At 60.9% G+C, this 14,317-nt stretch carries 12 protein-coding genes, 1 tRNA gene and 1 pseudogene; 11 read left to right on the top strand and 3 right to left on the bottom strand.

Going from position 1 to position 14,317, the window contains the following annotated elements; all coding sequences use genetic code 11:
- The first annotated feature begins 102 nt into the window (after positions 1 to 102).
- From rpsO to F6S12_RS08635, 5 genes are all read left to right on the top strand, one after another.
- A complete protein-coding gene (gene rpsO, locus F6S12_RS08655; protein WP_011059205.1) occupies positions 103 to 372 on the top strand; it encodes a 30S ribosomal protein S15 in 270 nt (89 codons plus the stop codon).
- Between the two features lie 197 nt (positions 373 to 569).
- The gene (gene pnp / locus F6S12_RS08650) at positions 570 to 2,675 is read left to right on the top strand and encodes a polyribonucleotide nucleotidyltransferase (RefSeq protein ID WP_015634122.1); all 2,106 of its coding nucleotides are present in this window, start codon (positions 570 to 572) and stop codon (positions 2,673 to 2,675) included.
- Positions 2,676 to 2,794: 119 nt separating this feature from the next.
- Positions 2,795 to 2,870, top strand: a tRNA-Thr gene (locus F6S12_RS08645).
- A gap of 424 nt (positions 2,871 to 3,294) precedes the next feature.
- Complete coding sequence (locus F6S12_RS08640; protein WP_093404820.1) at positions 3,295 to 3,825, top strand: hypothetical protein; 531 nt, start codon at positions 3,295 to 3,297, stop codon at positions 3,823 to 3,825.
- A 320-nt stretch (positions 3,826 to 4,145) separates the two neighbouring features.
- Positions 4,146 to 4,442 (top strand): DUF6388 family protein, encoded by a 297-nt coding sequence (locus tag F6S12_RS08635; RefSeq protein ID WP_015634123.1) that lies wholly within the window; start codon positions 4,146 to 4,148, stop codon positions 4,440 to 4,442.
- A 40-nt stretch (positions 4,443 to 4,482) separates the two neighbouring features.
- On the opposite strand, the gene nadC is transcribed toward F6S12_RS08635, so the two are convergent.
- Complete coding sequence (gene nadC / locus F6S12_RS08630) at positions 4,483 to 5,331, bottom strand: carboxylating nicotinate-nucleotide diphosphorylase (RefSeq protein WP_015634124.1); 849 nt, start codon at positions 5,329 to 5,331, stop codon at positions 4,483 to 4,485.
- A 363-nt stretch (positions 5,332 to 5,694) separates the two neighbouring features.
- Between nadC and F6S12_RS08625 the strand changes: the two genes are divergently transcribed.
- The 6 genes and pseudogenes from F6S12_RS08625 (at position 5,695) to F6S12_RS08605 (ending at position 12,240) form a co-directional block, all read left to right on the top strand.
- Positions 5,695 to 7,923 (top strand): DUF1631 domain-containing protein, encoded by a 2,229-nt coding sequence (locus F6S12_RS08625; RefSeq protein WP_053149016.1) that lies wholly within the window; start codon positions 5,695 to 5,697, stop codon positions 7,921 to 7,923.
- 63 nt (positions 7,924 to 7,986) lie between these two features.
- Complete coding sequence (gene ampD / locus F6S12_RS08620; protein ID WP_011059210.1) at positions 7,987 to 8,547, top strand: 1,6-anhydro-N-acetylmuramyl-L-alanine amidase AmpD; 561 nt, start codon at positions 7,987 to 7,989, stop codon at positions 8,545 to 8,547.
- Positions 8,544 to 9,380: a regulatory signaling modulator protein AmpE gene (gene ampE, locus F6S12_RS08615; protein WP_011059211.1), complete on the top strand. Its 837-nt coding sequence runs from the start codon at positions 8,544 to 8,546 to the stop codon at positions 9,378 to 9,380. Before ampD ends, ampE begins: the two co-directional genes overlap by 4 nt.
- A gap of 294 nt (positions 9,381 to 9,674) precedes the next feature.
- Positions 9,675 to 10,766, top strand: a pseudogene (locus tag F6S12_RS33770) (methyl-accepting chemotaxis protein); the annotation flags it as partial.
- A complete protein-coding gene (locus tag F6S12_RS33765; protein ID WP_404940554.1) occupies positions 10,743 to 11,672 on the top strand; it encodes a methyl-accepting chemotaxis protein in 930 nt (309 codons plus the stop codon). The pseudogene F6S12_RS33770 and the gene F6S12_RS33765, both read left to right, overlap by 24 nt.
- 196 nt (positions 11,673 to 11,868) lie before the next feature.
- Positions 11,869 to 12,240, top strand: coding sequence for a hypothetical protein (locus F6S12_RS08605; RefSeq protein WP_019095647.1), 372 nt, complete (start codon positions 11,869 to 11,871; stop codon positions 12,238 to 12,240).
- Here the strand turns inward: F6S12_RS08605 and F6S12_RS08600 are convergent.
- Both F6S12_RS08600 and cra read right to left on the bottom strand, forming a co-directional pair.
- On the bottom strand, positions 12,226 to 13,017 hold the full coding sequence (locus F6S12_RS08600; RefSeq protein ID WP_011059213.1) for a TatD family hydrolase: 792 nt from the start codon (positions 13,015 to 13,017) through the stop codon (positions 12,226 to 12,228). The two genes, F6S12_RS08605 and F6S12_RS08600, sit on opposite strands and share 15 nt — an antisense overlap.
- A 3-nt stretch (positions 13,018 to 13,020) precedes the next feature.
- The gene (cra, locus tag F6S12_RS08595) at positions 13,021 to 14,016 is read right to left on the bottom strand and encodes a catabolite repressor/activator (RefSeq protein ID WP_011059214.1); all 996 of its coding nucleotides are present in this window, start codon (positions 14,014 to 14,016) and stop codon (positions 13,021 to 13,023) included.
- Between the last annotated feature and the right edge of the window lie 301 nt (positions 14,017 to 14,317).

Raw genomic sequence — 14,317 nt, 5'->3', positions numbered from 1 at the left:
GCTGTTAACAGGCACGGTCACTACTCATTTATAGATACAGGGATTTGTCCCTGGCCTGTTGAAACTGTTCTTGAACAGTTTCCTGATATAAGGATTGCCCACATGGCACTCAGCGTTGAAGAAAAAGCTCAGATCGTAACCGACTACCAGCAAGCTGTTGGTGACACTGGTTCGCCAGAAGTGCAAGTTGCACTGCTGACCGCCAACATCAACAAACTGCAAGGTCACTTCAAAGCCAACGGTAAAGACCACCACTCCCGTCGTGGCCTGATCCGCATGGTAAACCAGCGTCGTAAGCTGCTGGACTACCTGAAAGGCAAGGACCTGAGCCGTTACAGCACCCTGATCGGTCGTCTGGGTCTGCGTCGCTAATCAGCGATTGCGCTATGAGGTTGGTTGTTTGCCATGCGTCAGCGGTTTTTCCGCCGGCGTATGGCAGGCTTCCAGCCTCAAGTTTTATCTGCTGCACTGTTTTACCTGGACAATAAAGGCTGGGCCGATTCCCCGCATTGCCCAAGAATTTCGCAAGAAGCAAGTTTCCCCAAGAGCCACAAAGAAGGTAGGACACCGTGAACCCGGTAATCAAAAAATTCCAGTTCGGTCAGTCGACCGTAACCCTCGAGACTGGCCGTATCGCCCGTCAGGCCTCCGGCGCAGTATTGGTCACCGTTGACGACGACGTCAGCGTATTGGTGACCGTGGTTGGCGCCAAGCAAGCCGATCCAGGCAAGGGCTTCTTCCCTCTGTCTGTTCACTACCAGGAAAAGACTTACGCTGCCGGTAAGATCCCTGGCGGTTTCTTCAAGCGCGAAGGCCGTCCTTCCGAGAAAGAAACCCTGACCTCGCGTCTGATCGACCGTCCGATCCGCCCTCTGTTCCCAGAAGGCTTCATGAACGAAGTGCAGGTTGTCTGCACCGTGGTTTCCACCAGCAAGAAGACCGATCCGGACATCGCTGCGATGATCGGTACCTCGGCTGCCCTGGCGATCTCCGGCATTCCTTTCGACGGTCCGATCGGCGCCGCTCGCGTGGCATTCCACGAAAGCACCGGCTACCTGCTGAACCCGACCTACGAGCAACTGGCTGCTTCGAGCCTGGACATGGTCGTGGCCGGTACCGAAGAAGCCGTACTGATGGTTGAATCGGAAGCCAAAGAGCTGACCGAAGACCAGATGCTGGGCGCTGTACTGTTCGCCCACGACGAATTCCAGTCGGTGATCAAGGCTGTCAAAGAGCTGGCCGCCGAAGCTGCCAAGCCTACCTGGGACTGGGCTGCTGCCCCAGAAGCCACCGAACTGCTGGGCGCTATCCGTGCCGAGTTCGGCGAAGCCATCTCCCAGGCTTACACCATCACCGTCAAGGCCGACCGTTACGCTCGCCTGGGCGAGCTGAAAGACCAGGTCGTCGCCAAGCTCTCCGGTGAAGAAGGCCAGCCTTCGGCGTCCGACGTCAAAGCCGCTTTCGGCGAGATCGAATACCGCACCGTTCGCGAAAACATCGTCAACGGCAAGCCTCGTATCGACGGCCGCGACACCCGCACCGTACGTCCGCTGAACATCGAAGTCGGCGTACTGCCCAAGACTCACGGTTCGGCCCTGTTCACCCGTGGCGAAACCCAGGCCCTGGTGGTTGCGACCCTGGGTACTGCCCGTGACGCACAGCTGCTGGACACCCTGGAAGGCGAGAAGAAAGACCCCTTCATGCTGCACTACAACTTCCCTCCGTTCTCGGTGGGCGAGTGTGGTCGCATGGGCGGCGCTGGTCGTCGTGAAATCGGTCACGGCCGTCTGGCCCGTCGTTCGGTCCAGGCCATGCTGCCAGCCGCCGACGTGTTCCCTTACACCATCCGCGTAGTATCGGAAATCACCGAGTCCAACGGTTCCAGCTCCATGGCTTCCGTGTGCGGTGCTTCCCTGGCGCTGATGGACGCTGGTGTACCAATGAAGGCGCCGGTTGCCGGTATCGCCATGGGCCTGGTCAAGGAAGGCGAGAAGTTCGCAGTCCTGACCGACATCCTGGGTGACGAAGACCACCTGGGCGACATGGACTTCAAGGTAGCCGGTACCGCCAAAGGCGTCACCGCGCTGCAGATGGACATCAAGATCAAGGGCATCACCGAAGAGATCATGGAGATCGCCCTGGGCCAGGCCCTGGAAGCTCGCCTGAACATCCTCGGTCAGATGAACCAGATCATCGGTCAGTCCCGTACCGAGCTGTCGGCCAACGCTCCGACCATGATCGCGATGAAGATCGACACCGACAAGATCCGTGACGTCATCGGTAAAGGCGGCGCCACCATCCGCGCGATCTGTGAAGAAACCAAGGCTTCGATCGACATCGAAGACGACGGCTCGATCAAGATCTTCGGCGAAACCAAGGAAGCTGCAGAGGCCGCGCGTCAGCGCGTTCTGGGCATCACCGCGGAAGCCGAGATCGGCAAGATCTACGTCGGCAAGGTTGAGCGCATCGTTGACTTCGGTGCCTTCGTCAACATCCTGCCGGGCAAGGACGGTCTGGTGCACATCTCCATGCTGAGCGACGCTCGCGTTGAGAAAGTCACCGACATCCTGAAAGAAGGCCAGGAAGTGGAAGTGCTGGTACTGGACGTGGACAACCGCGGCCGTATCAAGCTGTCCATCAAAGACGTGGCAGCAGCCAAGGCTTCGGGCGTTTAATCACCCTTTAGCCTCACGCTGAACAAGCAGACGCCCCGACTGGTTCGGGGCGTTTTGCTATCTGCAATAAAAGCCGCTCGGTTGCCGGCCCGGGGCGCTGGTGCTAGGTTTTAGCCCACGCCGGTGTAGCTCAGTCGGTAGAGCAGCGCACTCGTAACGCGAAGGTCGCAGGTTCGATTCCTGTCTCCGGCACCACATTTCGGGTTGAGAGCAGTTTATGGCTGTCTAAACCCACCCTCCCAACAAAGTTCGCCAGGCTTTGAATAAGCGCCCTTGAAAGGCGGGAAACTACGAGGCACCCGCAAAAGTGTGCTGTGGAAGTTTCAGAGGTTCCCGGTGCTATTCAATTGGCGCTCCTATAGTTGTTTGTGGACGTGCGCCTCATTGTTTATGCGGATTTAGCAGCCAGAGAGACTTCTATCAACGAAGACTTTCCACGCCTGTACTCAGCATCCTGTACCGAGTTTTAAGCGGTTTGCTCGGGGTTATCTGGTTTCGGTGTTTTTGTGTCTGGACGAGGTTAGTGCCCAGTTGTTCACACCTGTGCGGGTCATGAACCGGGTGGTAGCAGCCAGGGGCATTGCGCATAATGACGCCCGCAAATCATGGAGTGACCGGTGTGAAGAAATGGAAGTTGGCTTTGGCCGGCGTAGTGTCGCTGTCCCTTGCAGCCTGTGAGAAAGGACCCTCTTATGAGTTTGAGGGGGAATATTTTGCCGCTGAAGGCGAAGACTGCACGACACCAACGAATACCAAAGACCTGGAGCAATATTTCTTAAGAATAACCAAGCAGGTACAGGGTGGAAGTGTGTTGTATTCCGCTGAGTTTCCTGCTGCTTCAAGGGCACGGCTGCCTGTTGTCAGCGCACAAAGCGTTTCACCAAACGATGATAATGAACTGACTTTCAATTTCACTGAGACCAAGGTGCCGGAGAGTCGTCCAGAGAGTCCGACATTGAATTTCGTAGTCACTGTCATCCCTAATCAAAGCAAGGAAGGGTATCTATGGCTGACTAGAGCCGGGATCCTCATAGCCAAGGATGGAGAAGTAAAGGAGTTCGATATTCTCGATAATCTAAGAAGGCTTATCGATGTCGGGCAGACAGGAGCTTGCTTGAGAAAAGGAACAGCTACGGCTGTGGGGTCCTAGCTCCGTAACCTGGTGAAACACCGGCATGAAATATCGCTGCGGCTGCATTTGCGAAATCTCGTTCTCTGAGGGTTCTGCCGGGCTGGCGTCTGCCGAGGCTTGGAAAACCCGGAGTTTTTCTCCAATGGGTGCATCAGGTCATATAAATCGTGGACCAAAGGTCCTATATTCGGTCCCTGTCTGAGTACCAGCATGCTGTTTTCAGATGATCCAGAATGGTTCTGAAGGCCAGATAAATCGAAGTTCACAACGGTTTTTTGCGGCAGAGAGATCCCAACGATCCAGATCCATCTTCCATTCCCACGATCAGAGAGAACGAGATGATTCCTAAAGAGGCAAGAATCGACGTAGCGCTTGAAAGGTACCTGGCTGCCACGCCTTCCTTGCAAGAGGAAATCAGCGCCCTGAGCCCGGAAGAGCAGAAGCAGCAGGCGCAATGGGCGTTCGAGGACGAGGCGGAATCCCGCGGCATAGAGCCATGGGAACTGGTGCTCGATCTGGTGGCAGAAACACCGGAGGAACTGAAGGCCATGCGCCTGGAGGTGCATCAGGAAGTTGCTGAAGCGCTGGGCATGGACCTGGAGGACTATCTGCAGCTCAACGAGATCGACGGTTGAGCACGACGCCAGCCTGAACCAGGCTGGCGTTTTTCATGGCTCAGAGGCTCAAGCGCATGGACAGGTCCAGCGCTTTCACGTCCTTGGTCATGGCACCGATGGAAATGTAATCCACCCCGGTCTCGGCGATCGGGCGCAAGGTGCTTTCGTTGATCCCGCCACTGGCTTCCAGCTTGGCCTTGCCGGCGTTCAGGCGCACGGCCTCGCGCATGTCGTCCAGGCTCAGTTCGTCGAGCATGATGATGTCGGCCCCGGCGGCCAGGGCCTCCTTCAGTTCCTCCAGGCTTTCCACTTCCACTTCCACCGGCTTGCCCGGGGCGATCCTGTGGGCGGCGCTGATGGCCTGGGCGATACCGCCGCAGGCAGCGATATGGTTTTCCTTGATCAGGAAGGCGTCATACAGGCCGATGCGGTGGTTGTGGCAACCGCCGCAGGTGACCGCGTACTTCTGTGCCAGGCGCAGCCCCGGCAGGGTCTTGCGGGTATCCAGCAGCTTGACCTGGGTATCGGCGACAAAGTCCGCCAGGTACCGCGCGCGGGTGGCCACGCCGGACAGCAGTTGCAGAAAGTTCAGGGCACTGCGCTCGCCGGTGAGCAGCGAGCGGGCTGGGCCTTCGAGGTGGAAAAGCACCTGGTTGGGCACCACCCGCTCACCGTCGGCCACTTGCCAGTGCACAGCGACCCGCGGGTCCAGCTGGCGAAAGACCGCATCGACCCAGGCGGTGCCGGCGACTACTGCGGCTTCGCGGGTAATGATGGTGGCCTTGGCCAGACGTTCGGCCGGGATCAGTTGCGCGGTGATGTCGCCGCTGCCGATGTCTTCCAGCAACGCACGGCGCACGTTGGCTTCGATTTCGGCGGTCAGGTCGGCGAGGCGTAGATTCGGCATAACGGGCTCCACAAACAAAGTGCGCCGATTATAGGGCCAGGGGATCAGCGAACCCAAGGTGGCAAATGCCTGCAAGGCATTGGCGAACCTGTCCTGGATGGCTTTGTCTGATGAATAGGAGTGACTTTTCTTGAGTCGCTAGGGGTTATTTCGGAGGAGGCCACAGAGTCTGCTGGCGCAAGAGGGGACTTTTACAAGATAATATGACTTGTAATTGACGTCATAGCTTTGACGTGTCTTTGGCTTCCCCCTAAATGAAGTGCAGTGGAGTGCATGCGCCTCCGCTGAGAGCCGGCTGTGAGCGTCGTCGGCTTGACTGAATCTTGATCTCGAACCGAAGAAACACCTTTCCAGGAGGCTTGGATGCACAACGACGGGAATGTAGTGCCTTTGCACAAGGCCGCTACAGATCAGGCGACCGCTTCGCCGCTTGCCCGCCTGCCTGTGATTCTGCTTCAGGTCCGAGACAAGGCCGCCCAGCAATTGCGCCACGGCTTGCAGGAACTGTTCGATAACGCTGATGACACCCTGTTCGAAATGGCCGATCGGGCCCGCAACAACGTCGAGCAAAACACCCTCTTCGAAGCCATGCGCGACCTGCGGCTGAAGCGCAAGAGCATCGAGCGCGGTTTCCTGGAGGCGTTCTTCCAGGCTTTTGCCTGCCTGGTGCAGTATGACCCGGCCCTGGCCATTCCCCATGCCGTGGTCTACGACCCATCACTGGATCCGTCCCACGATGACCTGGAAAAGACCGTCGCGGTGGATGCCATGGTGGCCAAGGTGCTCAACCGTGATGGCTTCGCCCTGGGGCAGTTGACGGAGCGCCTGAGTGTGCTGCTGGGACGGCGCCTGGTGGATGGGGACAACCCCCTGGGGCCGGCGCTGCTCTGCGAGTATTTCCTCCAGGCCGGGCGCAGCCTGGGGGTGGAAATCAAGGTCAAGCTGATCATCCTCAAGTTGTTCGAGCGTTATGTGCTCAGCGATGCCGAACAACTCTATGCCGAAGCCAACCAGCTGCTGATCGCCACCGGGATCCTGCCGGAACTGATGCCTGCTCCGGCCCGCCGGGCGGCCGATCGAGCCCAGGCCGAGGCCCGTGCGTCAGCGACCGAGGGGGGCACGGCGAAATCCAGCCAGTCGCAGCTCGACGAGAGCGTGCAGGAAGTTTTCGCCGCCCTGCAGACCCTGCTGTTTCATGTGCGTGGCAGCGTGGCGCCGACCCTGGAAGCCAGCGCCGAAACCCAGCCGATTTCCACCCGCGACCTCATGCGCCTGCTGTCGCACCTGCAGCAATACGTGCCGGCGCCCAGCGCCCAGGACGATTTCGACCTGCGCAACCAGTTGGAACAATTGCTCACCCGGGTCAGCGTCAAGAGCGGCAAATCCCGGGTGGTGGATGTGGCCGATGAAGACGTGATCAACCTGATCGCCATGCTCTTCGAATGCATTCTCGATGACCGCAACCTGCCCGACTCGCTCAAGGCGCTGATTGGCCGCCTGCAGATTCCCATGCTCAAGGTGGCGGTGCTGGACAAGAGTTTCTTCAGCCGCGGCAATCACCCGGCCCGGCGCCTGCTCAATGAGATCGCCGCTGCAGCCATGGGCTGGGGCGGTTGCGATGACCACCAGCGCGACAGTCTGTACCTGCGGATCGAGCAAGTGGTGCAACGCCTGCTCAGCGAGTTCAGCGATGACCCGGCGATCTTCTCCGAGCTGCTGGCGGACTTCCTGGCCTTCACTGCCGACGAGCGGCGTCGCGCTGAGTTGCTGGAGCAGCGTACCCGTGACGCCGAGGAAGGGCGGGCCAGGGCCGAACTGGCCCGGCGCCGGGTAGAGCAGGCCCTGAATGACGCCCTGCTGGGCAAGGTGTTGCCGCAGAAGGTGGTGGATTTTGTCCGCGAAGCCTGGAGTCAGGTGATGCTGCTCAGTTGCCTCAAGCACGGCGACGACTCGCCAGAGTGGCAAACTGCGGAGCAGACCCTGCTGGAGCTGATCTGGAGCGTGCAGCGCCATGAACAGCCGGATACTGCCATGCGCTTGCTGGCGCTGGTGCCGGGGTTGCTCAAGGGCCTGCGCGAGGGTTTGAGCGCGGCGGCTTTCGATCCTTTCGCTACCAGCGAGTTCTTCAGCCAGCTGGAGCTCCTGCACTTGCAGGCATTCGAGCGCGAGGCTCAGGCCCCGCAACTGCAGGGTGCCGTCCTGGAAGCAGACCCTGCACACATGATCGTGGTGGCCGAAGAGATTGTCCTGCCCAGTGCTGAAGAGGGCCCGCTGGAAGTCGCGCCGCTGGCGTTGCCGGCCAACGACCCCAGCGTGCAATGGGTGGACCAACTGCGGCTTGGGGCCTGGGTCGAATTCCTGGAGGACGAGGACAACACCCTGCGCTGCAAACTGGCGGCGATTGTTCCCCATCCGGTGGCCAAATACGTGTTCGTCAACCGCACCGGCATGAAGGTGCTGGAGCGTACGCGCATGGGCCTGGCCCTGGAGTTCCAGCGCGGCGCAGTGCGCGCCCTGGATGACACCCTGCTGTTCGACCGCGCCCTGGAATCGGTGATCGGCAACCTGCAGCGACTCAATCACGGCAAGTGATCGCAACCCGAGGGGATAACGCGGCATACTGGGCCACCCAAGGCTTTAGTTGAAGGAATCGGTATGCGGCTGGACCCTGCCACGGGGTGGTGTCATGGCGTACGGCATTGCCCGTCACCCAATTTCAATGAACGTCCGGCGGGCGAGATTTCCCTGCTGGTGATTCACAACATCAGCCTGCCGCCGGGGCAGTTCGGCACCGGCAAGGTGCAGGAATTCTTCCAGAATCGCCTTGATGTCACAGAGCATCCCTATTTTGCCGGGATCGCCGATCTGCGTGTTTCTGCGCATTTTCTGATCGAGCGTGACGGCGCCGTCACCCAATTCGTTTCCTGCCTGGATCGGGCGTGGCATGCCGGTGTCTCGAGTTTCCAGGGGCGTGAGACGTGCAACGACTTTTCCCTGGGCATCGAACTGGAAGGCACCGATGATCAGCCTTTCAGCGATGCTCAATATCACTCGTTGATCAGCCTGAGCAGGCAACTGCGGCGGGCCTTCAGCGACATCACGCCACAACGGATCTGCGGGCATAGCGACATCGCGCCCGGGCGCAAGACCGATCCGGGCCCGGGATTCGACTGGGCACGCTTTCGTGCCGCCTTGGAGAAGGGGGAAGGACAATGAGTTTTCTGGTGTTGCTGTTGGCGGTGTGGATCGAGAAGTTCTCGGCCCTGCGCCAGCGGGTGCAGCGTGATGGCTGGTGGCTGGGGGAACTGGCGCGTCTGGAGTCGAGCCCGCGTATGGCCGGGCATCCGTGGTGGCTGCTGATCGTCATGGTGTTGCTGCCGGTGGCGCTGCTCGGGCTGTTGCTGCTGGTGCTGGAGCCCATCGCCTATGGCTTGCTGGCGCTGCCGGTGCACCTGCTGGTGGTGATCTACGCCCTGGGTCGCGGCGATCTGCTGGGTGAGCTGGGCCCGTTCCGTGACGCCTGGCGGCGTGAGGATCTGCAAGCGGCAGCCCATGTCGCAGAACGTGACCTGGGCATCTGCGCCGAAAATGGCGAACAACTGCTGGAGCGAGTGCAGGGCCACCTGCTGTGGCAGGCCTTCCAGAGTTTCTTCGCGGTGATCTTCTGGTACTTCCTGCTGGGGCCGGTAGCGGCCCTGAGCTATCGCCTGTTGGCTCTCGCCGCCGAACATGGCAAGAACCCCGCCCTGGTCGAACGCGCGGGGCAGTTGCGACATGCCTTCGACTGGTTGCCGGTGCGCCTGCTGGCGGCGAGTTTTGCCCTGGTGGGCAACTTTGTCGCAGTCGGCCGGGTGATGCTCCACGAGTTGCTCAACTGGCATATCGGTGCCGCGCAGTTGGTGGAAAAGGTCGGCCTGGTGGCCGCGGAAATCCCGCCGCCGGAAGTCGGGCCCGAAGGTATCAACAGCCTGGATCGTATCTGGGAGCTGTTGTTGCGGGCGGCGGTGCTCTGGTACGCCGGCTTTGCCCTGTGGACCGTCCTGGCCTGAGGTGACCAAGGGCTGGCCCCAACCGCCCACCGAGGGTTTTCTGGCGCAGCGCATCGCAGAGAGTGCGACGGCTGCGCCGTCGATCGGCAGCAAGCTCCCTCGCCACAGCCCGCGAGCGTCCCCTGGATGCCGCGCTGGCGGTTAACTTTAAGTTACAAAACCTCCCACGAAATTGAGCTATACAGACGGAGCGCCGAATAGTGGCTATCTGCTGCCTTCGCCTGCCTGCCAATAACAATAAAAGAAAAGGGAGACTTCTTTGTGAAGAGCTTGCTCTATCCCGCTGTCGCGCTGATGAACCGCCTGAGCTTCGGCATGAAGTTCAGCCTGATCAGCGTGCTGTTCTTTCTACCCATGCTGGTGACCAACTTCTATCTGGTGCGCGACTCCTACCGCGAATTCCAGGGCACCCGGGTCGAACTGAAAAGCCTCGACCTGCTGGGCAGCAGCCTGGCCCTGCGCCGAGACCTGGAAACCCTCAATAACCTGGTGCAGATCAACGCCAGCCTCGGTCAGTCCGGCAAGGCAGGGGACCTGGAAGGCAAGATCGTGGCCCTGGAGAAATCCGTGCTGGAACGCCTGCAGGCCTTGCAGGCGGTGACCACGGACCCACAGCAGGTGGAGGTCTTCAACGCCAAGCGCGATGAACTGATTGCCGCCTTCAAGACCCAACAAGTGGAAAGCTCGCTGCTGAACAAAAGCGGCCTGATCGGCAAGTTGCTGGGCAGCGCGCAGTTGTTCAGCCAGATCATCGCCAGCCAGTCGGGCCTGAGCCGCGATGGCCAGGGTGACATTCGCCAGCTCAGCGAGCTGATCACCAGCGTCACCCCGCAGGTTACCCAGCTCCTCGGTGAAGGCCGGGCCATGGGCGCCTACTCCCTGGGCCAGGGGTTCCTCAATTCCTCGTCCAGCACGCGTTTCGACGAATTGCTGGTGCAGATCGAAAAGCTCCAGGCCGAATACGGGCTCAAGTTGCAGGATGCCCTGGGGTCCAGCCGCGCTGCCCACGATGCTCTCGACACGCAGGCCACGACCAGCAAGGGCAGCCTCAAGCAGGCCAGCGAGCTGTTCGAGGAGCAGGTGGTGATGGCCGATACCCTGGATGCGCCCTGGCAGGCCTTCTACGACCAGGTCAGCGGGCTGATGGCGCAGACCTACCAGCTCAATGAAGGCACCTTGAAATTCCTGGATGTCGAGTTGCAAAAGCGCCTGGAGCAGAACCGTCGCCACATGGTGCTACTGGTGGCGGCCCTGGCCCTGGTGTTTCTCTCCATCGTCTACCTGTACGGCGGTTTCTACGCTTCCACCCGCACCACTCTGCGGCGCCTGGGGGCGATGATGGACAAGGTAGCGGCGGGGGACATGACCGTCAGCTTCACCGCCCACAGCCGCGACGAACTGGGGGAACTGGGCAGTGTGTTCAACGGCACCGTGCTGAAAATCCACGACCTGATCGAGCGGGTTGGCCACACCGTCAGTGAGGTGGAGCGCCAGGCCGGGCAAGTGCAGAGTGTATCGGCCCAGAGCAATCAGGCCGTGGCTGGCCAGCGCACCCAGATCGAGCAAGTGGCCACGGCGATGAACCAGATGTCCGCCACCTCCCAGGAAGTGGCTCGCAGCGCCGCGGCGGCGGTCAGCAGCGCCCACAGCGTGAATGACGAAACCATCAGCGGCCGCGGGCTGGTGGAATCCCAGCAGGGCAGCATCGCCCGGCTGGCCAGCGAGATCGACCAGTCGGTGCTGGTGATCAACCAGCTGGCCAGCGACAGCCAGTCCATCAGCCGGGTCCTGGAGGTGATCAAGAGCATCGCCGAGCAGACCAACCTGCTGGCCCTCAACGCGGCCATCGAGGCGGCGCGCGCCGGTGAGCAGGGCCGGGGCTTTGCGGTGGTGGCTGATGAAGTGCGGACCCTGGCCAAACGCACCCAGCAGTCCACCGAGGAGATCGAGGACATGATCGGCAAGCTCCATGGTGGCGTCAGCGCGGCGGTCAAGGCCATGGGCAGCAGCCACGCCATGGCCAACGGTACGGTGGACCAGTCGGAAAAGGTTCAGCAGGCGCTGGAAAATATCCTTGGTGCAGTAGGCATGATCGTCGACCAGAACCAGCAAATCGCCGCGGCCGTGGAGCAGCAGACCGCGGTGGCCCACGACATCGACCAGAACATCGTCGAGATCAATCGTGCCGGTGAGCGCACTGCCGAGGGTGCGCACCAGACCGAGGATGCCAGCCGGCAGCTGTCGGCCCAGGTGGTGCAACTGAAGCAATTGATTGGCGCTTTCCGCGTCTGAGCAACGTGCTCCCGCTCTTGGCGAGGCCCCGGAAATCAGGGGCTTCGCTGCTTTGCATACAATCGGTAGTAAATGAATGCTTTGTTTGTCGCGTGTTTCCTGTTTTCCTGCGCGTCTGATTTTTCAGCCCCGGTGATGCCGCAGGCTGTTCGACCAGTTGGCCATGTGCCTTGCATGGCCCTGAGGAAATACGTTGATGACTGCCACTTCTGGAATCCAGGGCCGTTGCGCCCATTGCCAGACCCTCCTTGAACTCGAACCCTGGCAACTCAATGCCATGGCGTTGCAGGAAGCCTTCAACTGCAACCATTGCCACAAACCGCTGAAGCTCAGTTGCCCCGAACAGATCAAGCGCCTCAGGTCCCTGGGCTCGCTGGCCACCCTGCGCGCGACCATGATCGTGCTGTGTGCCACGGTGATATTGGTGACACTGGTGCTGGAGTGGGTCGGGCTGGTAAGCCTGGCTCAGCAACTGAGCGTTTCGGCATTGATGCTGGTGAGTTACCTGTTGGTGATGATGGCTGCCCGCCGGCGTCAGCGCCGACCGTTGCAGCTACAGGCCGGCTGAAGGCCAGCCGAACAGCTCGCAGGCGTTGCGGGTGCTGGCGCTGGCCAGTTGCTCGGGCGTGATGCCGATGATCTGCGCCAGGGCGGCGCAGATGGCCGGCAGGTGCTGCGGGCTGTTGCGCTGGCCGGGAAACATGGCAGGCGCCATGTCCGGCGAGTCGGTTTCCAGCACCAGGGCGTGCAGCGGCAGCTCGGCGATCACCTTGCGCAGGCGCAGGGCCTGCGGCCAGGTCGCGGCGCCCCCCAGACCCAGCTTGAACCCCAGCTTGAGGTATTCCCGGGCTTCCTCGCGGCTGCCGGCGAAGGCGTGGATAATGCCGCCACGCTTGAGCTTGAAGCGCTTCAGGCTGGCGATCACCGCCGCGTGGCTGCGCCGAACATGAAGCAGGGCGGGCAACTGGAAATCTGCCGCCAGCTGCAATTGCGCTTCGAAGAGTGCCTGTTGGCGCTCGCGATCCAGGTGCGCAAGAAAGTAGTCCAGGCCGATCTCGCCCACCGCGCACACTTGCGGGTGCCCTGCCAGCCGGGTCAGCCAGTCACCCAGTTGCTGGAGATGTTCCGGGCGGTGATCGTCCAGGTACACCGGGTGCAGGCCAAAGGCCGCGTACAGCTGCGAGTCGCTTTGCACCAGATCCCAGAGCCGCTGCCAATTGGCCTGATAGACCCCCAGCACCACCATTCGCGAGACGCCCAGGGCGCGGCTGTCTGCCAGCAGCGCCCCGCGATCGGCATCGAAATCCGCGAAATCCAGGTGGGTGTGGCTGTCGATCAGCTCCACGGTTCAGCCCTGTTGGATGCGCTGTTTGAAGGTCCGCGCGATGGCCTGCACGCCGGGCTGGTAATGCGCCTCTTCAATGGCAGCCAGGGCCAGTTGCAGGGCTTTTTCGGCGATCAGTTGATGCTGCTGGGCCATGGCATTGACCGGCAGCGGCAGGAAATCCAGTAACTGGGTATCACCGAAGGTGCCCAGGCGCAGTGGCCGGGATTTCAGCGGGAAGTCGTGCAAGGCATCGAATACCCCTTGCAGCAGGACATAGGAGGTGGTCACCAGGGCGTCTGGGAGATGGCCCAGGCGCTGCAGCAATTCCTCCATCAGCTGGCGGCCGCAATCACGACTGAAGGCTTCGCCGTGCTCGATCAGCACCTCGCCGCCGAAACCCTCGAGGGCCTGGCGGAAACCGGCGGCACGCTCCTGGCTGATGCTCAGTTCCGGGCGCGCACCGATCAGCACGATCTGCTTGGGCTCAGGCTCAAGCAGGCTCTGGGTCAGGTGCAGGCTGGCTTGCAGGTCATCGCTGATCACCGAGCAGAACAGCTCGGGCGGCATCACCCGGTCGATGGCGATGATCGGCAGGCCCTGGGCCTGCAACTGCTGGTAGCTGTCGTCTTCCGGCGGCAGGCAGCTGGCGACGAATAGCGCGTCGCAACGCCGGGCGCGGAACAGCTGGAGCAATTGTCGCTCGCTGTCCGGAGCGTCGTCGGAGCTGGCGATCAGCAGCTGATACCCTCGGGCCCGGGCGCCTTGCTCCAGCAGCTTGGCGATGCGTGCGTAGCTGGGGTTCTCCAGGTCCGGGAGAATGAAACCCAAGGTACGGGTGTGCCGGCTGCGCAAGCCGGCCGCCTGGGGGTTGGGCGTAAAGCCGTGTTCTTCCACCACCGCCCGCACCCGTTCCACGGTGGCGTTGCTGATGCGTTGTTGTTCGGCCTTGCCGTTGATGACGTAACTGGCGGTGGTCACAGACACACCGGCCAGGCGAGCGATATCACTGAGTTTCAACCCGGGATTTCCTTGTTTTTGGTGCTTGCCCCGATATTTTCGCCAATCCTACCTGATCTGGGCAGGCGACCAACGTCGGAACCGGCAATCGACCAGAAGGACTTCAAGCGCTCGAGATTATGGAGTAACGTACCAAACTTGCTAGATTAAACGTTTCAGCAAGCGTATTTTCTAGGCCCAAGCCCGAACGGAAAACGCCCCTGCCAGGCACCGAGTCCCGTTTGTGGCAGTAAAGACGCCTACGCTGCTTACTTAAAACAATACCTAGCGCCGCCCCCTGCCGCGCTAAATAGGAGAAGCC

Origin of the sequence: Pseudomonas sp. JV245A (genome assembly GCF_032424515.1) — a bacterium.
Lineage (GTDB): Bacteria > Pseudomonadota > Gammaproteobacteria > Pseudomonadales > Pseudomonadaceae > Aquipseudomonas > Aquipseudomonas protegens.
The sequence above is the reverse complement of the archived record's forward strand: the minus strand, read 5'-3'. Positions and strand labels throughout refer to the sequence as shown.